This is a genomic window from Aliikangiella aequoris (assembly GCF_053709105.1).
Window position 1 is genome coordinate 2480767 of record NZ_CM132298.1, and the last position, 25737, is coordinate 2506503.

At 39.6% G+C, this 25737-nt stretch carries 30 protein-coding genes; 9 read left to right on the forward strand and 21 right to left on the reverse strand.

The features are described from left to right. The first annotated feature begins 43 nt into the window (after nt 1–43). Genes ACUR5C_RS10680 through ACUR5C_RS10690 form a run of 3 tightly spaced genes read left to right on the forward strand, consistent with a single transcriptional unit; the run spans nt 44 to nt 3246 of the window. Entirely contained in the window at nt 44–1702 is a 1659-nt protein-coding gene (locus tag ACUR5C_RS10680) for a response regulator (RefSeq protein WP_454465110.1), read from the forward strand. Nucleotide 1703: 1 nt separating this feature from the next. After that, a complete protein-coding gene (locus tag ACUR5C_RS10685; protein WP_454465111.1) occupies nt 1704–2378 on the forward strand; it encodes a sensor histidine kinase in 675 nt (224 codons plus the stop codon). Between the two features lie 52 nt (nt 2379–2430). Then, nucleotides 2431–3246 carry a hypothetical protein gene (locus tag ACUR5C_RS10690; RefSeq protein ID WP_454465112.1) on the forward strand — a complete coding sequence of 272 codons (816 nt, stop codon included), beginning with the start codon at nt 2431–2433 and terminating at the stop codon, nt 3244–3246. Between the two features lie 4 nt (nt 3247–3250). Here ACUR5C_RS10690 and ACUR5C_RS10695 read toward each other — a convergent pair whose 3' ends face one another. Next, nucleotides 3251–3727, reverse strand: coding sequence for an STAS domain-containing protein (locus ACUR5C_RS10695; RefSeq protein ID WP_454465113.1), 477 nt, complete (start codon nt 3725–3727; stop codon nt 3251–3253). Between the two features lie 5 nt (nt 3728–3732). Beyond that, on the reverse strand, nt 3733–4941 hold the full coding sequence (locus ACUR5C_RS10700; protein WP_454465114.1) for a response regulator: 1209 nt from the start codon (nt 4939–4941) through the stop codon (nt 3733–3735). 162 nt (nt 4942–5103) lie between these two features. Here ACUR5C_RS10700 and ACUR5C_RS10705 point away from each other — a divergent pair, with 162 nt between their 5' ends. Continuing rightward, nucleotides 5104–5409 (forward strand): PilZ domain-containing protein, encoded by a 306-nt coding sequence (locus tag ACUR5C_RS10705; protein WP_454465115.1) that lies wholly within the window; start codon nt 5104–5106, stop codon nt 5407–5409. A gap of 119 nt (nt 5410–5528) precedes the next feature. Here the strand turns inward: ACUR5C_RS10705 and ACUR5C_RS10710 are convergent, their stop codons facing one another. The 11 genes from ACUR5C_RS10710 to ccmA form a co-directional block, all read right to left on the reverse strand. Beyond that, nucleotides 5529–6242 carry an MlaA family lipoprotein gene (locus tag ACUR5C_RS10710; protein ID WP_454465116.1) on the reverse strand — a complete coding sequence of 238 codons (714 nt, stop codon included), beginning with the start codon at nt 6240–6242 and terminating at the stop codon, nt 5529–5531. Nucleotides 6243–6434: 192 nt separating this feature from the next. Beyond that, nucleotides 6435–6782 (reverse strand): hypothetical protein, encoded by a 348-nt coding sequence (locus tag ACUR5C_RS10715; protein ID WP_454465117.1) that lies wholly within the window; start codon nt 6780–6782, stop codon nt 6435–6437. A gap of 432 nt (nt 6783–7214) precedes the next feature. Next, nucleotides 7215–7919 (reverse strand): tetratricopeptide repeat protein, encoded by a 705-nt coding sequence (locus ACUR5C_RS10720; RefSeq protein WP_454465118.1) that lies wholly within the window; start codon nt 7917–7919, stop codon nt 7215–7217. Beyond that, nucleotides 7912–8310, reverse strand: coding sequence for a cytochrome c-type biogenesis protein (locus tag ACUR5C_RS10725; RefSeq protein ID WP_454465119.1), 399 nt, complete (start codon nt 8308–8310; stop codon nt 7912–7914). Before ACUR5C_RS10725 ends, ACUR5C_RS10720 begins: the two co-directional genes overlap by 8 nt. After that, nucleotides 8310–8858 (reverse strand): DsbE family thiol:disulfide interchange protein, encoded by a 549-nt coding sequence (locus ACUR5C_RS10730; RefSeq protein ID WP_454465120.1) that lies wholly within the window; start codon nt 8856–8858, stop codon nt 8310–8312. Before ACUR5C_RS10730 ends, ACUR5C_RS10725 begins: the two co-directional genes overlap by 1 nt. Beyond that, nucleotides 8855–10807, reverse strand: a complete 1953-nt coding sequence (locus ACUR5C_RS10735) for a heme lyase CcmF/NrfE family subunit (RefSeq protein WP_454465121.1) — start codon at nt 10805–10807, stop codon at nt 8855–8857. Before ACUR5C_RS10735 ends, ACUR5C_RS10730 begins: the two co-directional genes overlap by 4 nt. A 1-nt stretch (nt 10808) precedes the next feature. Next, a complete protein-coding gene (gene ccmE, locus ACUR5C_RS10740) occupies nt 10809–11270 on the reverse strand; it encodes a cytochrome c maturation protein CcmE (protein WP_454465122.1) in 462 nt (153 codons plus the stop codon). A 1-nt stretch (nt 11271) separates the two neighbouring features. Then, on the reverse strand, nt 11272–11508 hold the full coding sequence (gene ccmD / locus ACUR5C_RS10745; RefSeq protein WP_454465123.1) for a heme exporter protein CcmD: 237 nt from the start codon (nt 11506–11508) through the stop codon (nt 11272–11274). A gap of 2 nt (nt 11509–11510) precedes the next feature. After that, nucleotides 11511–12263 (reverse strand): heme ABC transporter permease, encoded by a 753-nt coding sequence (locus ACUR5C_RS10750; RefSeq protein ID WP_454465124.1) that lies wholly within the window; start codon nt 12261–12263, stop codon nt 11511–11513. A gap of 28 nt (nt 12264–12291) precedes the next feature. After that, nucleotides 12292–12957, reverse strand: a complete 666-nt coding sequence (ccmB, locus tag ACUR5C_RS10755) for a heme exporter protein CcmB (RefSeq protein WP_454465125.1) — start codon at nt 12955–12957, stop codon at nt 12292–12294. After that, complete coding sequence (gene ccmA / locus ACUR5C_RS10760; RefSeq protein ID WP_454465126.1) at nt 12954–13598, reverse strand: cytochrome c biogenesis heme-transporting ATPase CcmA; 645 nt, start codon at nt 13596–13598, stop codon at nt 12954–12956. Before ccmA ends, ccmB begins: the two co-directional genes overlap by 4 nt. 104 nt (nt 13599–13702) lie before the next feature. Between ccmA and fliK the strand changes: the two genes are divergently transcribed. From fliK to ACUR5C_RS10775, 3 genes are all read left to right on the forward strand, one after another. Next, entirely contained in the window at nt 13703–15484 is a 1782-nt protein-coding gene (gene fliK / locus ACUR5C_RS10765) for a flagellar hook-length control protein FliK (protein ID WP_454465127.1), read from the forward strand. Further along, entirely contained in the window at nt 15481–15825 is a 345-nt protein-coding gene (locus tag ACUR5C_RS10770) for an EscU/YscU/HrcU family type III secretion system export apparatus switch protein (RefSeq protein ID WP_454465128.1), read from the forward strand. The genes fliK and ACUR5C_RS10770 overlap by 4 nt, the downstream gene beginning before the upstream one ends. Nucleotides 15826–16022: 197 nt before the next feature. Next, entirely contained in the window at nt 16023–16253 is a 231-nt protein-coding gene (locus ACUR5C_RS10775; RefSeq protein WP_454465129.1) for a DUF6316 family protein, read from the forward strand. A gap of 52 nt (nt 16254–16305) precedes the next feature. Here ACUR5C_RS10775 and ACUR5C_RS10780 read toward each other — a convergent pair whose 3' ends face one another. Beyond that, complete coding sequence (locus tag ACUR5C_RS10780; RefSeq protein ID WP_454465130.1) at nt 16306–17472, reverse strand: cystathionine gamma-synthase; 1167 nt, start codon at nt 17470–17472, stop codon at nt 16306–16308. Nucleotides 17473–17531: 59 nt separating this feature from the next. Further along, complete coding sequence (locus tag ACUR5C_RS10785; protein ID WP_454465131.1) at nt 17532–18515, reverse strand: PLP-dependent cysteine synthase family protein; 984 nt, start codon at nt 18513–18515, stop codon at nt 17532–17534. 425 nt (nt 18516–18940) lie between these two features. Between ACUR5C_RS10785 and ACUR5C_RS10790 the strand changes: the two genes are divergently transcribed. Then, on the forward strand, nt 18941–21010 hold the full coding sequence (locus ACUR5C_RS10790; protein WP_454465132.1) for an EAL domain-containing protein: 2070 nt from the start codon (nt 18941–18943) through the stop codon (nt 21008–21010). Between the two features lie 108 nt (nt 21011–21118). Here the strand turns inward: ACUR5C_RS10790 and ACUR5C_RS10795 are convergent, their stop codons facing one another. Both ACUR5C_RS10795 and ACUR5C_RS10800 read right to left on the reverse strand, forming a co-directional pair. Continuing rightward, nucleotides 21119–21784: an SDR family oxidoreductase gene (locus ACUR5C_RS10795; protein WP_454465133.1), complete on the reverse strand. Its 666-nt coding sequence runs from the start codon at nt 21782–21784 to the stop codon at nt 21119–21121. Between the two features lie 29 nt (nt 21785–21813). Beyond that, complete coding sequence (locus tag ACUR5C_RS10800) at nt 21814–22296, reverse strand: FKBP-type peptidyl-prolyl cis-trans isomerase (RefSeq protein ID WP_454465134.1); 483 nt, start codon at nt 22294–22296, stop codon at nt 21814–21816. Between the two features lie 508 nt (nt 22297–22804). On the opposite strand from ACUR5C_RS10800, the gene ACUR5C_RS10805 reads away from it, so the two are divergent. Beyond that, entirely contained in the window at nt 22805–23179 is a 375-nt protein-coding gene (locus ACUR5C_RS10805; RefSeq protein WP_454465135.1) for an FHA domain-containing protein, read from the forward strand. A gap of 124 nt (nt 23180–23303) precedes the next feature. Here the strand turns inward: ACUR5C_RS10805 and ACUR5C_RS10810 are convergent, their stop codons facing one another. The 4 genes from ACUR5C_RS10810 to ACUR5C_RS10825 all read right to left on the reverse strand — a co-directional run bounded on the left by ACUR5C_RS10810 (nt 23304) and on the right by ACUR5C_RS10825 (nt 25723). Continuing rightward, nucleotides 23304–23486, reverse strand: coding sequence for a hypothetical protein (locus ACUR5C_RS10810; protein WP_454465136.1), 183 nt, complete (start codon nt 23484–23486; stop codon nt 23304–23306). After that, nucleotides 23479–23769 (reverse strand): hypothetical protein, encoded by a 291-nt coding sequence (locus ACUR5C_RS10815; protein WP_454465137.1) that lies wholly within the window; start codon nt 23767–23769, stop codon nt 23479–23481. The genes ACUR5C_RS10810 and ACUR5C_RS10815 overlap by 8 nt, the downstream gene beginning before the upstream one ends. Before the next feature lie 131 nt (nt 23770–23900). Further along, nucleotides 23901–24773, reverse strand: coding sequence for a protease HtpX (htpX, locus tag ACUR5C_RS10820; RefSeq protein WP_454465138.1), 873 nt, complete (start codon nt 24771–24773; stop codon nt 23901–23903). A gap of 203 nt (nt 24774–24976) precedes the next feature. Beyond that, nucleotides 24977–25723, reverse strand: coding sequence for an enoyl-CoA hydratase-related protein (locus ACUR5C_RS10825; RefSeq protein ID WP_454465139.1), 747 nt, complete (start codon nt 25721–25723; stop codon nt 24977–24979). Between the last annotated feature and the right edge of the window lie 14 nt (nt 25724–25737).

Genomic DNA, 25737 nt, shown 5'->3' on the forward strand with positions numbered 1-25737 from the left:
AACCGCATAGCTTTCAACAATTGTAGGTAGATTCAGAATAATAATGCAAGCACTTGTTAATAAGCCCATAAAGAGGCAAGTCAATTACGCTAAAAAAGTGGTGTTGATCATCGAAGATTTTGCCGAGTTTGGGCGAGCATTAAAGGGTATGGTCATTAATATGGGAGCCAGGCAGGTCGACTTAGTTTATAACGGAGAAGACGCGATTCAAGCTTGCAGAGAGAAAAAATACGATATTATTCTTTCAGATTATAATTTAGGTGACTCAAAAGATGGTCAACAAATACTCGAAGAGCTCAACCATTTTAAGCTAATTAAAAGCAGCTGCGTTTTTATCATGATAACCGCAGAGAACACTGCGGCGATGGTTATGGGCGCGCTAGAATTTCAACCAGACAACTATCTCACCAAACCTTTTAATAGCAGCATTTTAAAGTCACGTTTAGACAAAGCGATAATTAAGAAAGATATCATTTCTCCGATTATTATTAAAATTAAAAAACAGCAATGGCAAGAAGCCCTAAGTCTTTGCGATCAAATTATAGAAACCGAACCTAAGTTTAAAATGTCTTGCCTAAGGCATAAATTTGAATGCTACAAAGCAATGAAAGATCATGAGAAAGCGCTCGAACTGGCCACTAAAATCATTCACCAAAGAGCGATTTCTTGGGCCATACTGGGTGTTGGCGAGATTTTTTACGCTAAGAAGCAGCTACCACGTGCAGCAGAAGTATTTAGCGATATGATTAAAGAGTTTCCTATGGTGCTCGAAGGCTACGACTGGCTGGCGAAAATACAATATGAACTAGGACAACCTATAGAAGCTCAAAAAACGCTGCTTAGCGCAGTTAAACGTTCTCCCAAAGCACTAAAACGGCAAAAGCTGCTGGGTGAAATTGCAGAAGAAAATAACGACCAAGAAGTGGTTATAAACGCTTTTCGTCAGGCGGTTAAATTTGGAGCCAACTCTGCTTTTGCCTCTCCTGATGAGTATATAAAGTTAACTCGTTCAATTGGTATGCAAGCGCAAAATAGTTCTAGTAGTCAACGTCAAAAGCTAATTGAAGAAGCCGAAAACATTTTTTCTAAACTCGACTCTCGGTTTAAATCTGAACCAACAGTTCAATTTAGAAGTGCAGTAGCGCATGCAGACTTCGGGTTGGCAATTGAAAGTCCAGAAGCAGTTCAAAAGCATTTAAAATCCGCCAATAAAATTTACCATCGATTAGAAGAGCATATTGGTGCAGCTGAGAGTATAGAAATTACTCGATCGTTAAAAAGTCTGGGTGATAAAGAGCTAGCAGAAAGTATTATTGAAGAGGCTGTAGAACAATATTTTGACAATCCAGAATTTATAAAAGAAGCGACCAAACTAACGACAAATAAACATTTAATTGCCAATAGTCAAAAAGCAAACCAGTTTAATAATAAAGCAGTACAGTTTTTTAAATCAAATAAGTACGAGCTAGCAATCGAAAATTTTTCTAAAGCAGCAGAATTTGCCCCTAATAATGTCAATATAAATCTTAATCATGTACAAGCATTATTAAAATACTCGCAGCAATGCAGTAGCAAACGAGATACGCTAGAAAAAGCAGAGGAACTTCTCGCATCAATTACTAGGCTGTCGCCGGCAGATCCAAAATTTGCACGTTACTCCGAGTTGTCTCGGTTAACTCAATTACTTATTCAGAGTATGTGACATGAATAATAAAGAGCTGTTTAGCACTATTTTAGCATCGACTGTACACGATATGAAAAACTCGTTAGGCATGATGTTAGAGTCATTAGAAGTTATTTTAAATCAGCAGCAACAAGCTAAATCGAGTAAAGATTACAGCGTAGTGCAGTATGAAGCTTCACGCTTAAATAGCTCGCTTGTGCAGTTATTAGCGATGTATAAAATAGGCAACAACCAAATGCCGTTTAACCCAGCCTATCATGATTTAAACGACTTCTTTGAAGAGCAAGTGCTAATCCACGAGCCTCTACTCAATGCGAAAGGGTTTCAATGTGAACTCAATATCAGCGAAAACATTGAAGCAGTTTTTGATGAAACATTGCTTTCGATGGTAGTATCTAACGTAATCGGTAATGCAATACGTTATGCTCATTCCAGTATTCGAATTTCAGCACATATAGATCAAGGTGTACGCATATCTATCTGTGACGATGGGCCCGGCTATCCAGGGCCAATGTTAGAAATGGAAGGCGATTATATAAAAGGCATTGACCGCAGTAGCGGTAGCACTGGGTTAGGCTTGTTTTTCGCTCAACAGGTGGCACAACTCCATAAACATGGAGAGTTAACTGGAAAAATAGAGCTATATAATGGCGGAGAACTTGGTGGAGGCGTATTTGAAATCACTCTACCATAATTATGAGAAGATGCTAAAAAATATAACGATAAAAAATATAAACAGGTTTTAAATGAATACATTTACCATCATTAGTATTGTAGTGCTGCTAGTAGCTAGTGTGTTAGCTATTACATTTGTACAGCGCCGCGAGCAACAAAGAGCACTCATGAGACAAAAGGTTGCCCAGCATCGCTATCGCGCCAATCAAGCAATGCAAATACTACATAACATTAATGATTTTCCGGTTGGCCCAGAAACCAGACAGCTTTTACTTAAGTATGCACTAGCCAATTTTAACGCGATAGATTCACTTTCCAGTAGCGAAATTAATAATTTCAAAAATATTCAACATGCAGAACAGTTACTTAAAAATACCCAATTACCGGTTGATAACCAAAGATTAAATATTCCCGCTGATTTAGACATATTGAAAAAGCAAATAAGCAGTTTATCTAGCTTAGCGAAATTTTTACTTAAGCTAAATAAACGCAGTGATGTAGATTCGAATTTAGTTAACGCGTCTGTGCGTAGAATATTAGGACTCATTTCAGAGTCAAAAATATCGGCACATATTCAACAAGGCAGGCGCTTTCAGGCAAAGCAAGAACTCGTTCAAGCTCAAGAAAGCTATCAGAGTGCGCTAAAAATGCTGAAAAGTATCACAAACAAAAATGAACGATTGCAGAGTTTAAAAAAAGACTTGCTTGAGTTAATTAGAACCCCAGAAATTCAAACTGCGGCTCAGCCTACTCCACAAGCGCCTCAGTCCCCTGAACAAGAACCTATTCCAGCCAGTGACAACACAACTGAGGAAGCTAAAGAGTCTGACGAAGGTCCAATTAAGCAGTTTGACGATGGACTTTTTGGGCCTAAAAAGAAATGGTAAATATTTAGCGCAATACCGATGTTATATCTTGATAAAGTTGAGTATTTTTCTTATCGAGATTCATCAAGTTTCGATGCGCTTTTACAACTCTTTTTAAAACGCCCTCTTCGTCAGTAGGCAAATCATCTAAAGGCTGTAAATCCTTGGCGGGTAGTCTTTCAGAATCAAACACTATGTCGAACACTTGATCAAAACACACTCTTTTTAAAATATTGTTTAGCTCACCTTCTAGTATAAAAATAACTGGCTTAATATTGCTGGTTTTCTTAGACTCAATCGCAATTCTAGCGAGCAGCCCCAAAGCGGTACTATCCAAAATATCTGCCTCTTCCAAATCAATTACCACCTGATGATATTGACTATCCGAAAAGAGTTGAGAAATATGTTCATCTAAGCCGCCACAATGAGAGTAACGAATAGTGCCTGTAAATTTTATATAATTAATCTCATCTTTTTTCGCTACAAAAATTGAGCCATCCACTGTTGTTATTCCTTTGAAACGATAAAAATTGTAATGTCATCAGGCATATTGTCTTTAGGATAATTTTTAATCGGTTGTATTAAAGACTCAATGCCAAAGGGCTTGCTTTGAACATATTCTAATAAATAGCTTTCTTTTACTGGCGTGTCATACTCAGCAAACAACTCAAGCCAACCATCAGAAACCATTAACAGCCCAAAATCATCAGCTATTTCAATGCAATGATTATCAAAGTTCGCCCATTCAAATAATCCAATTGGAAAGCCTCCCGCTTCAAGGGGGGTTAATTGGTTATTAGACTTTAATATAGGTGCAGGATACTGACCTGCTACCGAATAAGTCAAGGTTTGCGACTGGGTATCAATTACACCATAAAAAACAGTAATATGTTTGCCAAGGTTTGCACTGATGAGTTCTGCATTTAAATACGCCATAAACTCTTTTGGATTAATTACAGCTTGGCTTTCTCCAACTCTAAACTGTCGTAACGGTTGGTTTATCAGACTTTTTAAAGTCATAGTCACAAAAGCCGCGGCAGCACCATGACCCGATACGTCTGCAATATAAAACCCTAAATAGCGCTCAGATATTTCAAAGTAGTCAATAAAGTCACCACTTAAATTCAATGAAGGCTTTATAATGTGTTGAAATTTAAATTGCTTAATTACGGAGTCTGGCTCTGGTAAAAGCTGTAATTGAGCTCGTCTGCCAGCTTCTTGGTCTTTTTGGAGTAGTTCCAAGTTTTTCTCAAGCTCGGTATTCGCTTGCTCTAATTCTTTTCGGTAGGCTTTGTTTTGCTCTTCTAAATCATGGCGAGTGAGAGCATTATTAATTGCGTTCTCTAGCACCGCTAAATCTGTCACCGGCTTAACTAAATAATCTAGCGCGCCGAGCCTAAGCGCTTCAACTACGTCGTGGATTTGCCCTGCGCCAGACACAATGATAATAGGAGTATTGGGAGATTCAGTAGTGATTTGCTTTAAAACTTCCATGCCATCCATTTCAGGCATTCTTAAATCACAGATCACTAAATCAGGTTTATATTCTTTAAATAACGCGACGCCTTCTTTGCCGTCCGCCGCTTCAATCACATGGTAGCCGCTATCTTCAAGGTAGACTGCAACACTTTCTCTTACTACAGGCTCATCATCGATGACTAATATCTTTCGTACCAATGTTGCATTGCTTTCAGATACCAAATCAGACTCCAACAAATACTTGCTCCCTGCGTTATTTTTATATTGATAACCGTTTATAGCATACTACCAAATAATCACAAGTGAATTGTATCGCGTTTTTGATTGACGCTAGCCCATTAATTTTCTAGTATGAAACAAGTAATAATGATAAATAAAGCTGTCCTTAGGAGGAAGTTAATGTCTTCGTTGAATTCTGAATATGAAGAAAAGCGTAATTTTATTCGCATGTTCGTAGACGCAAAAGTCTCAATTACCGATCCTGCAACAAGTGAAGTTTATGAAGGGGACAGTAAAAATTTAAGTGGTGATGGCGTTTCTTTTATCACAGACAAAAAATTCGAATTAAATCAAAAGCTTAGCGTGGACATTCGTTCTGAACAAAGTAAGTTAGCACCGCTTAGTGCAGATTTTGAAGTAAAGCGTGTAGAAAGCTTGGGCGATGGTCGCTATGAAGTCGCCGGTACAATTCAAAGCGTAAAATAGGCTCTTTTCTTTAATGGCTTAAACGCCGTGTCGTTTAAGCCAGCTCTCTTATCAAAGACATTACAACCATTGCTCGCCCATAGCGGCTCTTATGCCAACCACCGTAAAGCAACTGCTTTTTAAAACTCGCAGTTTTCTTCAAATTCACAGTCTTCTTCAAACGGGATGTTACCATCAAGTACTTTATAACGTCGGTTTTGTAAATAAACATCTCTAACAAACGCATATTCATCCATCGCATCTTTTAACTGATCTTCAAATTTCATTAACGAAGAGCGCCTATCCAATAGCTCTAGCAGCTTCAATTGATTTCTAGTGGGAACATGATCGACAACGCCCATAATGTCCATTTGAGAGTTGACCGGGTAAGCAAATGTGTCTCTTAAAGTAGAAGGCCCCATAAACGGAAGCATCACATAAGGACCTGAAGGCACTCCCCATTTGCCTAAAGTTTGGCCAAAATCTTCATCATGCTTTAATAACCCCATTTCACTGGCTGGGTCCCATAAACCGCCAATACCAACGGTTGTATTAACTACAACTCTGCCTAAGTCAGATATTGAGTCTCCTAGCTTGCCTTGTAACAAATTATTAAACATCGTAGGAATATCCGCCAAATTAGCAAAAACATTTGTTACCCCTGCTTCGATAAAGTCTGGAGTAATGGCTTTGTATCCAACAGTTGCCGGACGCGCAATATTATCGTCGACTACTTTATTAAATTGATAAACGCCTCGATTCCAGCCTTCCCATGGGTCCTGTTGATGAGAAGATTGGCTAGCGCACCCAGACAGCCCAATTATTGCTACCAGGCTTAAAATTAATCTCGACATAAATATTCCGTGCTTTAATGTTGATGCATTTATTCAATGCGGTGATCGCTCAAACCTCGATTATACCCTTAAATTTATGGCTAAACTATCTTTCTAAAATCCTAATTACAACCGCTAACCATAAACTTTAAAACGAAAAAAAAACCCACAGCGATATCGCTTGTGGGTTTTTTTAACGGGACTCAGCGAGGCTTATTTACCGCCGCACTTGCCTTCACCGCATTTTTTGTCTTTTTTGTCATCACCACATTTTTTATCTTTCTTGCTTTTCTTGTCGTCACCACATTTTTTATCTTTTTTGTGGTCGCCGCACTTTTTGTCGGCTTTGTCTTTACCACATTTACCTTCGCCGCACTTTTTGTCGTCACCACATTTTTTATCTTTCTTGTCGTCACCACATTTAGAGCCATCACCAACAAAGGTTTGGACTTTTTCTGAAGTTTCAGCAAATGGGTTAGCATCAGCAGCCGCAGTGTTAAAAAATGCAGTCACAAAAAATAATGACCCAATGATTGCACCTAGTTTTGTTAGTTTTTTCATGAGAGTTAAGCTCCTTAATCAATTAAATTAATTTAATCCGAATCGTCTCGGTATAACTAGAGACTGGTGTACGAATTAATTGTTACAGATGTAAAATAGTTCTTTTTGTAACATTAGTAACTTAGCTTCATTTTCGACTAAAAGCGAGGTTATTTAAACACTCAGTTTAGAGGTTCAAAACTAGCAACCATAATAACGCCAGCGAAAATAAGCATGAATACGACATTATCACTCATCGACTCATCGCTTAAAGATGCCTTAGCGCCTAGAATAAAGCAATAATTTAATGTGCCATTCGTCACATTTATGTTTCTTTATGTCGATTTTTAACCTTAAAAAGGCGCAATTATTATTAAATCAAGGCACAAACTTTTACTTTTTCAGTACTTAAGACCGCGCCTAAAGACATGACTAACATAGACTGTTGGAGATTTATTGGTTATTCAGCATGGTTTTAGTTTGCTCTATTTGGTTTTTAATAAAGCGCTTAGAAGAATCAGATAATGATTCTAACTGGACCAATTGCTGCCATGCAGCAATGGCGTCTGGGTATTGCTTTAAATGAAAAGCAGTAAATCCAAGTGTTAATAACGCCCCTTGGTGTTCAGGGTTTTGCTTAACCACTCGGGTTAAAATCTGTTTGGCTTGCTCCATGTCGGCGGTGGTTTTTGCAGTGAGATACAATTGAGCCGTCGCTACTTGCCAGTCAGGATTGGGCTCTACTCTTACCGCTCTTTGCATTGCTTCAAGCGCAAGTTCACGCATATTTAAATTAGCATAAGCTTGACCTAACTCATACCAAAGTGTGCCTGACTCTGGATTCTCAAATGCTTTTGTCCTTAACGCTAATATAAGCTGCTGCATGGTCACAGAGGCGTCATTAATGTTACCAGACGCTAACAAAGTATTTGACTCTGCTTTAACATTTTGCCAAGACTGCTGAGCTTGATAACTTGGCTGTGAAAAATAATAAATGGGTGCTAACAACATGACAACAAAGGGAAATAATAGCGGCCATTTTGCATCGCTATAGGGACTTTCTTGCTCTAAGCCACTGTTATTTTGGATGGCATAATAAGCCACAACCGCTAGGCTAAAGATTAAAATCAATGCGCTTGCCAGCCACAAATTAATCATTAGATATATTCCTGTTTTTTAAGTACCAGAGCAAAAAACTAAGTAATACGATAAAAAAGAATACGACAGGCCCGCCCCAAAGTATCAAATTATCATTGGTGAGTTCTGGCTCAAATAAAATAAACTCGCCATAGCGTTGTTTCATAAACGATAAAATTTCTTGATTAGTTTTTCCGGCAATGACTTGTTCGTAAACAATTTCCTTTAAGTCTTCAGCTACAATAGAGTTAGAGTCAGCTAAGCTTTGGTTTTGACATGTTGGACAGCGCAAAATGCTATTTAAATAGTGAAAGCGCTGCTCTTGCTCGGCGCTCTCGAACTCGAATACACGAATGGAACTTTCAACGTGGCTAGCAAACAAAACAAGTATTAAAAACGCATATTTTTTCATTAAAAACCTCTGCGTATTTTTTCAATAAGTGGCATGAAGTCTGACTTAAAAACATCGGGGCTGACCACACCAACGTGACGATAACGAACTCTTCCTTGTGGATCGATCAAATAAGTTTCAGGCGCACCATAAACACCAAACTCTATGCCTACGCGGCCAGTATGATCAAAAAATATTTTGTCATACGCATTACCTTGGGTCTCTAAAAACTCAAGAGCCTTGTCTTTTTTATCGTTATAGTTAAGTCCAACAATTTGTAAACCTTCAATTTGGGCATAATCATTCCAGTAAGGATGCTCGACATAACAAGCCGCGCACCAGCTCGCCCAAACATTGACCAAACTAATATTTCCTTTAAATACTTGATTGGAATAAATGACATTTTCGTCAAGCAGCTCAGCGACTTCAAATTGTGGCGCTGGTTTATTAATTAACTGCGATGGAAGCTGACTAGAGTCATGTCGCAACGCCCAATAAAATACGCTGATAATTCCGCTTATCACAACAAGTGTAAGCGTTACTTTAAGCCACTTTATAAAATTACTCACGCTACCACCTTACGTTTATTTGCTTTTGAAAACCGGCGATCCATTGCAGCAATAAGACCACCTAAGCCCATGATTGCTGCGCCTCCCCAAATCCAGCGAATAAAAGGTTTTATGTAAATTCTAACCGCCCAAACTTGTTGACGCTCGTCCATGGCTTCACCTAAAGAAACGTATACGTCGCGCCACAATCCAGGGTCAATAGAGGCTTCGGTCATGACTTGTTTTCCAGCCAAATAATAGCGTTTTTCTGGGTGAACCGTTGCTACTTGTTCGCCCCAATGACTCACCGCAAAACTGACTTGATACGCTTGATAATTCGCTCCATTCACGGGCTGAGCAGACAACATCTTAAACTCATAGTTATCAATTTTTACGGTTTGACCAACTTCAATTCTTAAGTCTTTTTCTATGCTGTGCAAGCTAACAATCACCACCCCTAAAAGGGTACAAGCAATCCCAATATGCGCAATAACCATACCGAGCTTAGCGCGAGATATCTTGCTCAAGCGCTCGAACAAGTTATTGTTTTGCTTATTGCTTCTCACTAAGAAAAATAGATTAGACGAAGCAATCCAAAACGCCAGTACGCTACCTATCAAAACCCAAAAATAGAAGTCTCCAATCAATAAAGTGAGACCGATAGCTGCGAATAAAGAAAGCAGCCCCAATTTTAAAAGCACAGGAAGTAATTTTTTAAAATTGTGACGCTTCCAGTTAAGCAATGGCCCCACACCTAACAAACTAAACAAAATAAACATTGGCCAAGGAAAGAGCGCATTAAAATAAGGCGCACCGACCGAAAGTTTGCGCCCGAATGCTTCTGCTATTAATGGATATAAGGTTCCAAATAAAACAATGAATGTCGCGCACACTAACAACATATTGTTTAATAATAAAAACATATCTCTTGATAAAAAGGTGAAGTTAACCGGCTTAGTGACCTTGCTTGCTCTAAACGCAAACAACAACACAGAAAAACCGATAACAATCCCCAAATATATTAATATAAACAGTCCTCTATCGGGATCATTACTAAACGAATGCACCGATGTTAATACACCAGAACGCACCAAAAAAGTCCCCAACAAACAAAGCGAGAAAGTAGTTAACGAAAGGCCAAGCGTCCAACCTTTAAAGCTGTCACGTTTATCCGTTACGGCAAGCGAATGAATTAAGGCTGTGCCAACTAACCACGGCATAAAAGAGGCGTTCTCAACAGGATCCCAAAACCACCAACCGCCCCAACCAAGCTCGTAATATGCCCACCAACTGCCTAACGCAATTCCTACGGTAAGGCACGACCACGCAGCAATCGTCCATGGTCGCGTTCTTCTGGCCCATTCTGAATCCCAACGGCCTTCTATTAAAGCCGCAATAGCAAATGCAAAAGACACTGCAAACCCAACATAACCCATATACAATAACGGCGGATGAATAATCATTCCAAAATCTTGCAATAACGGATTTAAATCACTTCCGTCAATTGGAAAAAAAGGCAAGGTTCGTTCAAATGGATTCGAGGTAAATAGTAGAAAAGCAATAAACCCACAAGCAATAAAGCCCAGCACAGAGAGCACTCGGGTATAACTAATTAGCGGAAACTGCTGAGTTCTTAAAGCTACCGCGAGCATCCACCCAGAAAGAATAAGTACCCACAATAAAAAAGAGCCTTCATGCCCTCCCCACACCGCAGATATTTTGTAGCGCAAAGGCAATAAAGAATTAGAATGGTTGGCGACATAAGAAACGCTAAAATCATCGACAATAAAGGCATATTCTAAACAAAAAAAGCTGCCAAGCAGGGTCGCGAAGATTAAATAGGTTAAAGGTTTTGCGGTCTGCATTAACACACGGTGCTGCGTAAAACTTCCAAGCATAGGAAAAATCGCTAAGCTTAAAGAAGCGAAAAATGCCAATGCCAATAAGAATTGTCCAAGCTCTGCCTGCATCTTAATAATCTCTTTTTACTGGATGACCGGCTTTTTCTAACGCCTCTAAAACCTCAGGCGCTTTATATTCTTCATCATGCTTAGCTAACACTTCTGACGCAACAAATACGCCTTCACTATTCACCCGTCCTAATGCTACAACGCCTTGACCTTCTCTAAAAAGGTCGGGTAAAATTTTATCGAAAGAGACAACAACATCCGATTTTTTGTCGGTAACCGTAAAGAGAGTTTTAAGCGAAGCATCAGACTGAGGGATATTCTTTACGCTTCCCTCTTTTACTAATCCCCCTATTCGAATGACTCTATCTTGCGGAGCACTACCTGCCAAAATTTCTGTGGGCGTATAAAATAAATTCATTTTTTGCTCACTTGCGTATAAAACTAACCCAACTATGGCAGCAACGCCGACAACGCCAGCAATAACACTGAGAAGTTTTTTCTTTCTGTGTGGTTTCATCGCCATGTTAACTTTTCTCACTTTCTATATTGGTTGCATTGGTTGAGCTGTTAAGCGCTTTTTTCTCTGCGCGAAGTTGCTCTCTTCGATAAAAACGCTCAACGGCTTTAGCATTTTTAAAGAGTACTTTCTGAGCAAATTTAAACTGTAATATAAGTGCGATAAACACAATGAGGTAACACGCCCAAATGTAAACGCCATGTCCGCCCATTGCTATAAAATCTGAAAAACTGTCAAAGTACATAATTAACCTTCTTTTTGAATCAGTTGTTTGACTCGTTCTTTTACCCAGTTAGTTTGCTTTTCCCTTAATAAAATTTCGGCTTTTATTTTTTGCATTAAGGTAGTAAAAAAATAGAATTTAAACGCAAATATCATCACTAATAATGGCCACAACATGGAAGTATCCATTGATGGTTTTTCTAATTTGCTTAATGTTGCTCCTTGGTGCAGCGTGTTCCACCACTCTACCGAGAAGTGAATAATCGGAATATTTACAATTCCAACTAGCGCTAAAACCGCAGCGGCTTTGTCTGCGGCTTTTTTATCGTCATAGGCTGCATGTAATGCCATATAACCTAAATACAAGAATAAGAGTATTAGCTCAGACGTTAAACGCGCGTCCCATACCCAGTATGTTCCCCAAGTCGGACGCCCCCAGATTGCACCGGTAATTAAAGCTAAAGCAGTAAACATAGCGCCTATAGATGCACAGCTCACGGAAACTATATGCGCCATTTTTATCCGCCAAATTAAGCCAATTGCACCACTAATTGCCATAACAACATAAACCATCATTGATAAATAGGCCGCAGGAACATGAATGTACATTATGCGAACCGTATTACCTTGCTGGTAGTCTGCCGGCGAATAAAGTAATCCAAGCACTAACCCCACAGCAAACAACACTAGAGTGACCAACCCAAACCAAGGAATCAGCCTTTCAGCAATTGAAAAGCACCATTTAGGTGAGGCTAATTGAAAAAACCACTTCCACATAATTATCGTTCCAAAATTAACAAACTAATTAATCTAAAGAAATTTTCATTGCCGCCGCTGCCGCGAAAGGAGCAAGCATAATACACAAAATTAAAATGGCGCCTAAAATCGCCAACTGCCCAGTATATTCTAACCCCGAGCGAGCCGCTTCTACAGCAGATGCACCAAAAATTAACACCGGGATAAATAATGGTAACACAAGCAAAGTAAGCAAAACGGCACCGTTTCTTAATCCAACGGTTAAGTTCATACCAATCGCACCAATAAAACACAGACTAGGTGTTCCCAATAACAGCGCTAGCATCGCAACTAAAACGGTTTGTCCGTCAAGGTGCATTAATAATCCAATAAGCGGTACTACAAACACTAAAGGCAAACCAGTTACGAGCCAATTAGCACTGACTTTAGCAACAATAATTTGATTCGCAGGAACGCCACTAATAACTAATTGTTCAAGCGTACCATCATCAAAGTCGCTCACATAAAAAGACTGCAATGATAATAACAGGCTAAGCAACGCGGCCACCCAAATAACTCCTGGCGCGATAAAAGCTAGCTGCTGCGGCTCAGGTGTCACAGCCAACGGAAACATGGTAGTCACCATTACAAAGAACGCCAACGGATAGACAAATTCAGAATGGCTTTTTACCACTACTGCTAATTCGCGATAAATTAAACGCCGCAGTAGCTTCATAATAAATTAAGCTCCTTTAATCCTTGAATTCCTGTCACAGCTTGATGTGAAGTAACAATAAGCATGCCACCATGAGCCAAATGTTGATTACAACGCTGTAACATCCATGCTTGACCACGAGTGTCTAATGCGACTAACGGCTCGTCTAAAATCCATAAAGGAGTTGGCTCTGTCATAATTCGAGCCAAAGCGACCCGTCTTTTTTGACCTGCAGAAAGGTAAGATACCGCTTCATCTGCCAGCTCAGCTATGTCAAATCTTTGCAGTGCCTCATCAATTTGTGCAGTATTTAAAGGAAACCGAAGACTTTGAAAAAACTCTAGATTTTGCATCACGGTTAACTTAGGCTTTAACCCCAATGAATGGCCGATATAAAGCAAGGCTTGCTTATACTCACTTTTGCTTGCAAAAATATTTTTGCCATTCCACAAGCGCATTCCTTCCGCTGAGCGAGTTAGTCCACAAAGCGCTCTAATTAAGGTTGTTTTACCGGCGCCATTAGCACCGCTTATTTGCAGCGCTTCACCAGCAGAAAGTTTAAAACTGACCGGTTCAAAGATCCGGTAGTCACCACGAACTACTGTTAAATCCGTTACTTCAAACCGATTTTCAGGGTTATATCTAGCGTCTTCAACTAGCACTCATTGTCCTCTAATTCTTTTTTCCAACGTGTAAAAAGCCCATCCCTGAAACAGCGGCTATACTATATCAAAGGCAATTATTTTACCATGATTAAGGATTCAAATTGCGCATTTCAAACAACGATGCTCAAATCAATCAATTAGCGGCCAAGCAGCTAGATCCGAGAGTGCTTGCCTTAATTAACGAGATCCAAAACAAACCTATCTTGGTCAAACAGCTATTATTAGCGGAACAACAACCTTTATCATTAACACTGACTGGAAATGCTCGTTTAGCCCAACTACTCCTTCCCATGGAGCTAACTCAAGCAATTGCCAATATCACCAAGCAAAGCTTTCAAGCTCAGCTATCTGCGACTAAAAGCGCGGTTCTACTTGAGCTTTCTGGCGTTAATAGCAAGGCAACCACTAGCAATAAACTCATAGCGCCGATTCAGCTGACTTTTAGTTCCGCTAAATTGCTCAATAATAATACGCTTAGTTTGAACAACTTACTTTCTCCAAACACTTCTCAATTAGCGCCTTTAACTAGCTCGACTGCGGCGACGCCAAATTCACCCAAAAACACCCATGCAGCCAGTAGCCAAGCTAACCCGCTGATAAGTTTAAAAGCGGCTATCAACTTACTACTGAGCCCCCAAAGTAAGCCAACTCAAAATTTATCTAGCAACTTAAACCGGCTTAATAATCTGTCTCAGCAGCTCAATAATTTAATTACATCAAGTCAAACACTCGTTTTAACAAACCCCGAAAAACCTCGCTCTCAGCCATTGCAACAAAGCCTTAATAGCGCAGCAGTAAAAGAGCTAATGCAATTGATTCCTGCACCTCAAAACCAAACAAAAGCACTTAACAAAGCGCTTCAAGTCACGCTTCAAACTGAAAAACTCATCGCACCTCTAGATTTTTCTAAAAATAATAGCGATCTCAAGCTCGCCCAGCGACTAAATAATAGTGGGTTGTTTTTTGAACAGAAACTGGCACAGCTTGAGCGCCAAGTAAATTCTGACAACTCGCCGACATTTACCGGTAACAGCAAAGCAAGCAAACAAACAGCTTTAAACTTAACCAATCATACGATTAAAAAAGACTTTAAGCTTAACCAATTACAACTAAAACAATTAATAGAAAGTGCTATTCAACTATTGGGTAAAGCCAACAATACACAAATCGATCCCGCAAAAATGACGCTGTCCGTTATCCAAGCGGTTAGCCAACACCTACAAGCTTCTAAAACTGCTTCGACGCAGTTACCGCCTGCAATTATCGATAAGCTTCACACAGCAAGTAGCAATCCTGAAGAACAACCCAAAATATTCCGTTCACCAGAATTAAATCAACTTGTAAGTCAACTAATGAAAGGCGCGGCATTGGTTGGCGTAAACCAAAGCGCTCAAAAACAGCTCGGAACAGCAGTCTACACCCAAATTCTTAATGATATGCTGCTTGAAGTTAATGCGAGCATAACTAAAACTGAGTCAAACCAATTGCTTAGTTTGCGCTCTGAACTACCGCTACTTCAACAGTACCTGTTTGACTTGCCCATTCACAATAACGGTAAAGTGACTTCTTTTGAGCTTTTACTAGAGTCACAAAAACAAAGCAAGCAAGATAAGCAGTCACGCCAGTGGACAATTAGTATTAAATTCGACTTAGAGCCGCTAGGCCCTATGTTGGCTAAAGTTATTTATCAAAACAAACGTATCTCTACTCACTTTAGTGCAGAAAATGAATCCACAGCAGCGCTTTTAAAAGCGCATATGCAGCAACTTAAAGACTCCCTTTTTATTGCTGGTGTCGATGTTGATGAGATAAAAAGCAAACAAAGTAAAGTAGAGCCTCTTAACGTTGATGAAAATACCAGTGGCGTAGATATCCAAGTATGAAAAAACCAACACCCAAAGCAGCCAGAGCCGCTGCATTAAAGTACGATGGAGAAAATGCACCGACTTTAGTGGCCAAAGGATACGGCGAGCTAGCAGAAAAAATTATTGAGACAGCCAAGCAAAACGAAGTGCACATACATAATGATCCTTTGTTATTAGAAGTACTAGCTCGCCTCGACCTTGGCGAAGAAATTCCAGAACCCCTATACATTGCTGTAGCCAAAATTATTGCCTTCGCTTACTTTTTACAAGGCAAATGTCCAGATAAGCCAGCAGCCTCTGAGCCGAGTAACGATACTAAATTAATCGATGACCAATCGGACACTCACGAAAACAACTAACCCCAGCTTGCAAGCTAGTAAGCCAAGACCTTGCAGCCTTCAACTAGCTCAACGGGATATATAAATTCATTTTTTAAGTGCTAATTTGACTTTAGAATGGACAATATCTCACACAAATATAGGTACTCTGCCACTAGGATAAAATATCGCCCAGAACTATAATGGCTACCTAACTTGCTTAAAAGGAGTTTCAAGCAATGGCACATCCAAGTCAGCAGTTGAAATTTACCGCAACCTCAGCAGTCGGCGACAGAGTATTTTATAAAAGTGCGGGGTGGTATTTTGCCACGCGAGAAGGACTAGACATGGGGCCTTTTCCTAGCCGCAGAAGCGCAGAAAGCGAAATCGGGTGTTATTTGAGAAGCATGCGCAAAATTACGCCAGAAAGAAAAGATCTTTACCACTTGCTCCCAGAGTCCAAGCGATAAACTCTGGGAACCAGACTAAAGGCACTCACTTTAGCCTTAATGCTGTAGACTATTATATTTTTTCTAATGCTTGGCGAATATCTTCAATTAAATCTTCGACATCTTCTATGCCAACGGATAGCCGCACCAAATTATTAGCAATTCCAAGTTTTTTGCGAACCTCTTTAGGCACAGATGCATGAGTCATAATTGCTGGATGGTTAACTAAACTTTCCACCCCACCTAAACTTTCTGCAAGCGCAAAAATTTTCATATTTTGCATAAACTGACTAGCCGCTTTTTCTCCACCTTTAACTAATATCGAAATCATGCCGCCGTAGCCACGCATTTGTCGGTTTGCTAAGTCAAATTGAGGATGCTCTGGAAGTCCAGGAAAATAAACCGATTCAATTTTAGGGTGTGCGGTTAACCACTGAGCTATTCTAATCCCACTTTGATTATGCCGTTGCATTCGCAGTGCTAATGTTTTTAAGCCTCGTAAAGCTAAGTAACTATCAAATGGGCCAGCAATAGCGCCAACCGAGTTTTGTAAAAAAGCTAACGACTCTGCTAACTCTTTATTATCTCCAACTACCGCAACGCCTCCCACCATATCAGAATGGCCGTTTATGTATTTAGTAGCTGAATGCATCACTATATCAAACCCAAAATCTAACGGTTTTTGATTAAACGGTGTAGCGAATGTATTGTCAGCGACAGCAATTAGCTTATGTTTTTTGGCGACTTGTGCAATCGCTTTTAAATCAACCAGTTTTAACATTGGGTTACTGGGAGTTTCAACCCAAATCATTTTTGTATTTGGTTTAATCGCGGCTTCTAGATTTTCAATATTACTCATATCGATAAAGTCAAATTCGACTCCCGCAGAGCGTTTTCTAACTTTATCAAACAGCCGGTAGGTACCGCCGTATAAATCATCCATTGCAATAACATGATCGCCGTAATTCACAAGCTCTAATAGGGTCGCAATTGCTGCCATACCCGACGCAAATGCAAACCCTCGGCTACCATTTTCTAAACTAGCAATACAACGCTCGTAAGCAAAACGTGTGGGGTTTTGTGAACGCGAATACTCAAACCCCTGATGCTCTCCTGGGGCAGACTGCACATAAGTAGAAGTTTGATAGATTGGCGGCATGACTGCCCCAGTTGCCGGATCAGGAGACTGTCCGGCATGAATGACTAAACTATCAAATTTAAGCTCGTTATCATTACCCATTGTGCTTTCTCATATAATTTAACCCAAAAATAAAGTCTTGCGTTAATAGTGGTTAAAAACTAGTCTAAAAACCCCTGTTGTTGCATCCATTCATCATTATAGAGTTTAGATAAATAGCGATTTCCTGTATCACAAATCAAAGTAACAACAGTTTTGGCTTCTGTTTGTGCTTGGCAATAATTTAACGCTGCTTGCAGCAAGGTACCCGTTGAAGATCCCGCCATAATACCGGTTTTTAAAAGTAGCTCGCGTGAAGCCAACATCGCTTGTTTATCACTAATAGAATAAGCCTTATCAACTAAGTTCATATCACAAATTGATGGGATAAAATCTTCACCAATACCTTCTACAAGCCACTTACCTGCTTCGGGTTGAATTCCAGTATTATGCAATGGCGATAAAATTGAGCCTTCAGGATCCGCTAATACAATTTCAACTTTTGAGTTTTGCTCTTTTAAATACTTACCCACACCGCTTAAGGTGCCACTTGAACCTACACCGCAAACAAATGCATCAACTTTCCCATCGGTTTGCTGCCAAATTTCCGGCCCAGTCCCTTTATAGTGAGCTTCAACATTAGCTGGGTTAGCAAACTGATTGATATAGTAAGCGCCTTCTTCTTGCGCTATACGAGCGGCCATATCTTGATAATATTCAGGGTGCCCTTTGTTAACATCTGAACGAGTGCGAATAACCTCAGCGCCCATAGCGCGCAGGTTATACTCTTTTTCCATACTCATTTTGTCTGGTAATATAATTTTTAATTTGTAGCCTTTTTGCGCAGCAACCAAAGCTAAACCTAAACCGGTATTACCTGCGGTAGCTTCTATAATTGTTTGGCCAGGCTTGAGTTCACCGTTGGCTTCGGCTGTTTCGATCATATTAAGTGCAATGCGATCTTTGATTGAACCCGTTGGGTTGTTTAATTCTAGTTTTCCAAATAACCTGCACTTTCCCGTTTCTAATTGGTTTAATTCAATTAATGCAGTATTGCCAATCATCTGTAAAACATTCGTGTATGTTTTGGGTAAATCAGTTGCCACGGTTCTATTCTCGCTTTTAATGAATATTTATAGTGGGTTATTTATCGAGTTATTTTCAGCGAAGAAATAGTTTGGCTTTTCATTTAGCCTAACTATTAACTCAAACATCAATAAGCCTTTAACCCTGAAGTGCGCAACTGTACCACAATTGATTATAGAGCCCCAAAAAATTACCTATTTTGCTCGCTATCACGCTTAACCTTAAAAAATGGATTAAAATTACTAAAATTCAATAGGATATGCTAAATTTGTCAAGATGCTCGTCTATACTTTATCTATCAGGTACAGCTATCAGGTAAGCTTTTATGCTTGTGTTTTAACGCTTTGCGAAATGATAACCCATGTATTGGCGTTTTATCGCTTCAAACGCGTAATGAAAAGCGCATGTCCAATAAAAATCAGACGTAAATAATTTAGTAGGCATAGTGAAGAATTTAAGCAAGCAGTTCCCTTTAAGAGTTCAGTTAACGATAATGGCATCGAGTATTTTGCTATTATTTACTCTTATTGCGGTTGGGCTTATTTCTTATTTCAATCAACAGCTTGAATCTCAAGTAATTGAAAACAAGGCATTTAGGGCACAAATTTTCGCAAACGACTTAGTGCCAGTATTACAATCTACCAATTACGAATCCGCTACCGAGCGATTAAAAGTATTTAGCGAGCAAAACCATGTTAGAAAAGCAGCTGTATACCTAAGTGATGGCAGCGCTCTCGCATACTATAACTTGCTCCCACAATCAAAACAGCCCGATCTTTCTGGCCCACGTTTGCAACTTGAACAGGCCAAAATAAAGATTATTGAACCTATTTACACTAACTACAGCGAAACCGACATACTCGGCTATTTTTATTCCGAAAATCATTTACCGCAATTGCGTAGCATCCAAAAAACCCGTTATATCTATTTAGCTAGCATATTTTTAGCTGCACTCGTCGTAACTTATATTGTCGCTGGTTTTTTTGAACAATCTCTAACCTACCCTATTCGTAGAATGGTACGACATATCAAACGCATTTATAAAAATCAAAGCTTTGAAACTAGGCTTAAGTCACGCAGGAACGATGAAGTCGGAGGCTTAATAAAAGAGTTCAATTTAATGCTCGACACGGTTCAAGAAAGAGAAAACGATCTCACTTTGCAAGGCAAACAATTGCAAAGACTGGTAGAAGTTCGCACAGAGCAGCTCTATCAAAAGGCACACTTTGACTCTTTAACAGGTTTACCTAACCGTTATTTGCTCGTCGACAGACTGCACCACGCAATCACAAACTCTAGTCGGAACTCGAATATTTTAGCGCTTTTATTTCTAGATTTAGACCGATTTAAAGTCATTAATGACAACTTAGGGCACCAAAGTGGTGATTTACTTTTAAAAGAAGTCGCCAAACGCCTTTCCAAATTAGCTCGTGAAGGCGACACTGTGGCACGACTGGGCGGTGATGAATTTGTATTTTTACTTGAGAACCTAAATAATCCACAAGATGCCGCAAAAACTGCACGCCGAATTATCTCTAGTTTTAAAACGCCTTTCCATATTCAAGAACATATCTTACATGTGTCCACCAGTATTGGAATTAGCATTTTTCCAGAAAATGGTGAAGACGATAAAACCTTACTCAAAAACGCAGATATTAGTATGTACCATGCGAAAGAGAAAGGTCCTGGCCACTTTAGCTATTACAATGAAGAAATGAATAGAAGCTCGCTAGAGCGACTTGCGATTGAAACCAATTTACGTTCCGCCATAGACAAACACGAACTTTACTTGCTCTATCAGCCCCAAAGACGCACCAGCGATAATGAATATAAAAATGTTGAAGCACTGATACGTTGGAAAAATCCCGAAATTGGTTTTGTTTCACCTGGAGAGTTTATTCCCATTGCTGAAGAAACTGGGCTCATTAATCAAATTGATCGATGGGTTATTTCAGAAGCCTGTAAACAACTCAACAATTGGAAGCAACAAGGGTTCACTGACGTTACCGTAGCGGTAAATATTTCTGCAGGGCACTTGATCAGCGATACTCTATTAGAACACATTAAAGCTCAGCTTATTATTCATCAAGTTAACCCAAACCAATTAGAAATTGAAATCACCGAAGCCGTATTTGTTGAACACTCAGAGCGCACATTAGAAACATTACGCGCTATGAAAAAAATGGGGTTACGTATTGCAATTGATGACTTTGGTACCGGCTATTCTTCTTTACAATATATACAAAACTTTCCTGCCGACACATTAAAGCTAGATGGTATGTTTATTACGAATCTTATGGAAAGTAAAGAAAGCCAAGGTATTGTTCGTTCGACTATTATTTTAGCTCATAGTTTAGGCCTAGAATTAGTTGCCGAAGGTGTGGAAACAGAAGAACAGTTGAAGTTTTTAACTGAGCATCAGTGCGACTTAATTCAAGGGTTCTTATTTTCCAAAGCCATAAAACCTCAAGAAGTACCTAACTTTGTTAAACAAGCACACACCCACACCCAATAACGACCATAAATGCCCATAAATGCCCAGTAAAGCTATTCAGTAAAGCTAACCAGCAAAATTACCTTTTGCTGGCGCTTTAACCAAGTACTTACAAACCCAACTAAACGACTACCAAGGCAGGAGCTCACCATTACTGTGCCAAAAGCTGCCAGAGTTATCTAAGTTTAGCTCGTCAATTCGCGCTACAAGTCCTTGGGCAGACTCTTGTGGTTCAATTAGGCCGCTAAAATTAACCATTTCGGTAGAAACATAGCCGGGATGCAGAAGCGCAACTGCAATGCCTCTCGGTTTAAAGTCCATAGCCAACGACTTGCCTGCGGCATTTAGCGCGCACTTAGACATGCGATAACCGTAGCTGCCGCCAGAAGAGTTATCTTCAATTGAGCCCATGCGGCTAGTAATCATAGCCACTTTACTGCCACTGGTTAAGTGAGGTGCCACCGCCTCGACAACCCTTAGCGGTGCTACAGCATTAACTTTAAACTGTTCAAAAATATCATCATAGTTCAGATCACTAAAACTAGAACTTCTTAGGATCCCAGCGTTATTAATTAATATATCGATTGTTTCTGCGGATATCGCTTCTGACAGTTTTATAAGGTCTTCTGGCTTGCTTACGTCAATTCCAGATATCACTTTAACGTTTAGCGCCTCTAAAGCTTCAGAAGACTTTCGGCATACGCCAATAACATTCTCTCCACGTGCAACATAAGTTTCACACAAAGCTAGCCCAATACCTCGGTTAGCTCCGGTAATTAAAATAGTTTTAGCCATAAAGTTACCTCTTAAAGACTTAAAAACACTTAGTGTTGATGACCACCCACGCCGTGAGCGTGGCCATGTGCTAACTCTTCACCCGTTGCAGCGCGCACATCGATTATATCTACATCGAACTGTAAGGTTTTACCCGCAAATGGGTGATTAAAATCAACCGTCACCATAAATTTACCGGCTTTTACCACACTAACTTGGCGACGCCCCTTTTCAGTATGCACAACCCCAACCATACCTTTTTTCCATTTTTTAGCGCCCTGAAGGTGTTTAATTGGAATACGTTGTTCTTGATCTGGAAGCACTTCTCCATATGCTTCACTAGGCGCTAAAGTCACCGAAAAAGAGTCACCAGCTTCTCTACCTTGCATCGCTTTTTCTAACCCAGAAAGTAAGTTATTGTGTCCATGCAAATATGCCATAGGGACTTTATCATCTGACTTCTCAAGCTCTTTTTGGCTTTCGTCAGATAGAATATATTTAAACTGTACTACACAATCCTTTTCTATTTTCATAATGCTTCTCTTAAAAAAATGTTAAGCCATTATATGTGAAAGCTTTACGTTAAACCAATTCGCCTTTGGCGATATTCTAGTCGGTAATTTAGGCTAATCTATGTCCGCTATTGGGACACTCAGGTGTCCGTTAATTAATTAGCGGACGCTGTTATTATACTGGCAATCTAGGGAAAACAATTTAAAGTCTTATATAACAATAGCTTAACTATTTAGCAGTAACTGGCACAGCGCTTGCTTTACTTGTTATAAATGCTCAATAAGGAAAAGTACAATGCGCAAACAAGTAAAACACCAAGTTTGCTTAATCTATTTGGGATTAAGCCTTTGCCTTGCCATATGCCACTTTATATAGCTTAAGCTGAGTCAAGTAACGGCAAACTTAAAGGCTAATATTTATCTTAGAGATATAAAACGCGTACCGTTAGACATTTTAATGCGATTAAGCTTTAAATCGTTTAATAATTTATCTAGCATTAGAGCATTGAAAACCTCTAGGTATTAGAAGATGCCAATTTTAGTTCATTTAGTTGACGGTGAAGTTATTAATAAGTTTGAAATCGGCAGCCAAGGTTTAACCATTGGACGCTCGATAAAAAACGATATTTATTTAGATGATCCTTCAGTAAGTCAAAAACATGCCAAAGTTGAGCTTAAAGAGCTAAAAGATGGTGCCCACATTTGCTTCATTCAAGATCTAGAAAGTACCAACCACACTTTTGTTAATAATCAGCAAGTTACAAGTCAACCATTAAATGATCAGGACATTCTTTCTATAGGCACTAAGCAGTTTAAATTTGTTGATCCTGAAAACGAAACGCTAGCGCAAACTAAAGCCTTCAAAAAAAGTTGGATTCCTGGGATGTTTTATTTAGAAGACTGAATGGTTTGGTAAATGTTAATGCGATGAACTCGCAACACAAACCCATTGCGTGGTTTGCTTTAAATTGGCTAGTTAACAACACCATTTAACATTTAAAACTAGCTAAGATTAGAGTGCTTTAATTCTAGTTTTGCTTATTTAGTTTTGGCTGGTTTAAACTGGCAATTTCAACCATTGTTTCTAACCGAACTAAGCGTTTATCAATCTCAAGAGTCCGATCAGAAAGTTTCTCGGTTCTCGCATTTAAACGTTTTACTTCATCAGTAAGCGTCAGAGTTTCCAGTAAGATATCTTTCCAGCTAGCCATGTTGATTTGATTCCAAGTTTTCAAGCGTTTGTAAAGTCACAGCTACTTTATGGTTAGCATTGCGGGTTGATTCAATGGCTTCTTTTAGGCGCTCAGAGACTAACTCGATTAATTCTGGGGTGTCAAGTTCGCTCGCATTTTGTGGCTCGTAAGCTTCAATGGCTAAACGAATAACAGCACTTGATGAAAGTCCTGCTTGTTTGGCAATATTGTCGACTTTATTGATATTTGAGTCAGACACCATATAGTTTTTACGTCTTAGCTCGTCATGGGCCGTTTGCATATTAGCTCTCCTCTATCAACCTTTCGCCAATTATACACATACACACGCACATACACAACTCAGAAAAATCATTGGCCAGCTTATTTAATGATGACTAAATTACTGGCCAATTTATGCCGCTAGTTGTTTACTTACAGTTTTCTTAATGCAGCAATACGCTGTTCAATTGGCGGATGACTTCTAAAGAGGTCGCTAAACGACGCCTTGCCTGCGATCCCAAAAGCTACCATAGAGCCCTCGAGTTGGCTTTCGTGGTTTTGACTCAACCTTTGTAACGCGGCAATCATTGCTGGACTACCTTCTAGTTTAGCTGCTCCAGCGTCGGCACGAAACTCACGCTGCCTAGAAAACCACATGACAATAATACTTGCTAATATGCCAAATAGAATCTCTAAAACAATCACAATTCCATAATAGGCAAAGCCACCTAAGCCGCCTCCCTGATTATTATTACCACGCATGGCATTATTTATCACCCCAGCAATCGCACGCGCTAAAAAGATGACAAAAGTATTCACAACACCCTGAATTAAAGTTAAAGTCACCATATCACCGTTAGCTATGTGAGATACTTCATGGGCTAGCACTGCTTCTATTTCTTTAGGTTGCATAGACTCCAAAAGCCCGGTACTTACCGCCACCAGCGAGTTGTTCTTACTTGCGCCGGTAGCAAATGCGTTCATTTCTGGTGACTCATAAACCGCCACTTCTGGCATACCTATTCCAGCTAACTTTGATTGACGCGCGACAGTGTTTAACAGCCACCGCTCGGTTTCATTGCGTGGATTATCAATTACCTGCGCGCCAACTGAACGTTTGGCGATAAATTTAGACATTAATAGCGATATAAAAGCACCGCCAAAACCAAACACAGCAGCAAAAAGCAACAGGCTAGAATAACTTCCTGGGTTTAAACCTAATGCTGGGCCTAAAACACTCAATACAATGCTTAAAACTAATACAATGGCGAGGTTTGTAGCGATAAAAAACAATACACGTTTCATTTTAATTTTCCACTCAAAGCCAATTCATATAGCTAATAATAAATAACCTGTATCAGTCGATACTTTCAGTTAGTGCTTTTCAGTTAGTGCTTTTCAGTTAATGCTATTCAGTTAGTGCTATTTGATTAATACATTTTACTGATAACGCTCACTAACCACCTTTATTTGGGCAAATGGTTTAATTTCAACTCAAAAGCAAGCGATTAACGTCCTAAAAATGCGGCAAAAGCGGCTTTAGCCTGCTCTGTTTGCAACTGTTGACCAAATATTGTGCCTTCTTTCTTAATGAGCTCAATAATTTGGTGTTGAGTAGCTCCATGAGTTAATTTTTTGGTTTCTAATAATACTTGCAATGGATTTTTTGCGATAGACTCAGCGGTTGCTATACACTCATTCCAAGTAGCCTCTATACTGTCGTAGACTTGATTAACTAAGCCGGTTTGCAAGGCTTCTTCAGCCAGTACATTACGCCCAGTGAGCAACCATTCATTCGCTTTTAATTGTCCACACCGGTAGCTCAACAATTGACTAGAGCCACCTTCAGGGGTTAAGCCAAGCTTTATAAATGGAACGCTAAATTTACTATCTGCAGCCGCATAAACCAAGTCACAGTGCAACAACATTGTAGTACCAATTCCCACTGCCGCGCCACCTACGGCGGCCAACAGTGGCTTTTTCATGCTCGCTAATTGAATTAAAAACTGTACAACATTGCTCTCTAAATTAAACTCAGTTTCTAAAAAATCAGCTAAATCGTTTCCTGCACTAAAATGCTTAGTGTTGCTCATTAATACGACTACTTTGACTGAATCGTCTTCTTCTGCAAGCTTCAAATGACGAATTAAACTTGCATACATTGAGTCAGTAAGCGCGTTAAGCTTATCGCCGCGGTTAAACACAATTTGATAAACCCCATTATGTTCACTGCCGAGAATTAATTCTTCGCTCATAATACTTTCCCTAA

Excerpts from the sequence above, each read along its gene's own strand:
- ACUR5C_RS10680 (WP_454465110.1), top strand. The coding sequence starts at position 44 with ATGCAAGCACTTGTTAATAAGCCCATAAAGAGGCAAGTCAATTACGCT.
- ACUR5C_RS10685 (WP_454465111.1), top strand. The coding sequence starts at position 1,704 with ATGAATAATAAAGAGCTGTTTAGCACTATTTTAGCATCGACTGTACAC.
- ACUR5C_RS10690 (WP_454465112.1), top strand. The coding sequence starts at position 2,431 with ATGAATACATTTACCATCATTAGTATTGTAGTGCTGCTAGTAGCTAGT.
- ACUR5C_RS10705 (WP_454465115.1), top strand. The coding sequence starts at position 5,104 with ATGTCTTCGTTGAATTCTGAATATGAAGAAAAGCGTAATTTTATTCGC.
- ACUR5C_RS10710 (WP_454465116.1), bottom strand. The coding sequence starts at position 6,242 with ATGTCGAGATTAATTTTAAGCCTGGTAGCAATAATTGGGCTGTCTGGG.
- ACUR5C_RS10715 (WP_454465117.1), bottom strand. The coding sequence starts at position 6,782 with ATGAAAAAACTAACAAAACTAGGTGCAATCATTGGGTCATTATTTTTT.
- ACUR5C_RS10720 (WP_454465118.1), bottom strand. The coding sequence starts at position 7,919 with ATGATTAATTTGTGGCTGGCAAGCGCATTGATTTTAATCTTTAGCCTA.
- ACUR5C_RS10725 (WP_454465119.1), bottom strand. The coding sequence starts at position 8,310 with ATGAAAAAATATGCGTTTTTAATACTTGTTTTGTTTGCTAGCCACGTT.
- ACUR5C_RS10735 (WP_454465121.1), bottom strand. The coding sequence starts at position 10,807 with ATGCAGGCAGAGCTTGGACAATTCTTATTGGCATTGGCATTTTTCGCT.
- ccmE (WP_454465122.1), bottom strand. The coding sequence starts at position 11,270 with ATGGCGATGAAACCACACAGAAAGAAAAAACTTCTCAGTGTTATTGCT.
- ccmD (WP_454465123.1), bottom strand. The coding sequence starts at position 11,508 with ATGTACTTTGACAGTTTTTCAGATTTTATAGCAATGGGCGGACATGGC.
- ACUR5C_RS10750 (WP_454465124.1), bottom strand. The coding sequence starts at position 12,263 with ATGTGGAAGTGGTTTTTTCAATTAGCCTCACCTAAATGGTGCTTTTCA.
- ccmB (WP_454465125.1), bottom strand. The coding sequence starts at position 12,957 with ATGAAGCTACTGCGGCGTTTAATTTATCGCGAATTAGCAGTAGTGGTA.
- ACUR5C_RS10770 (WP_454465128.1), top strand. The coding sequence starts at position 15,481 with ATGAAAAAACCAACACCCAAAGCAGCCAGAGCCGCTGCATTAAAGTAC.
- ACUR5C_RS10775 (WP_454465129.1), top strand. The coding sequence starts at position 16,023 with ATGGCACATCCAAGTCAGCAGTTGAAATTTACCGCAACCTCAGCAGTC.
- ACUR5C_RS10780 (WP_454465130.1), bottom strand. The coding sequence starts at position 17,472 with ATGGGTAATGATAACGAGCTTAAATTTGATAGTTTAGTCATTCATGCC.
- ACUR5C_RS10795 (WP_454465133.1), bottom strand. The coding sequence starts at position 21,784 with ATGGCTAAAACTATTTTAATTACCGGAGCTAACCGAGGTATTGGGCTA.
- ACUR5C_RS10800 (WP_454465134.1), bottom strand. The coding sequence starts at position 22,296 with ATGAAAATAGAAAAGGATTGTGTAGTACAGTTTAAATATATTCTATCT.
- ACUR5C_RS10805 (WP_454465135.1), top strand. The coding sequence starts at position 22,805 with ATGCCAATTTTAGTTCATTTAGTTGACGGTGAAGTTATTAATAAGTTT.
- ACUR5C_RS10810 (WP_454465136.1), bottom strand. The coding sequence starts at position 23,486 with ATGGCTAGCTGGAAAGATATCTTACTGGAAACTCTGACGCTTACTGAT.
- ACUR5C_RS10815 (WP_454465137.1), bottom strand. The coding sequence starts at position 23,769 with ATGCAAACGGCCCATGACGAGCTAAGACGTAAAAACTATATGGTGTCT.
- htpX (WP_454465138.1), bottom strand. The coding sequence starts at position 24,773 with ATGAAACGTGTATTGTTTTTTATCGCTACAAACCTCGCCATTGTATTA.
- ACUR5C_RS10825 (WP_454465139.1), bottom strand. The coding sequence starts at position 25,723 with ATGAGCGAAGAATTAATTCTCGGCAGTGAACATAATGGGGTTTATCAA.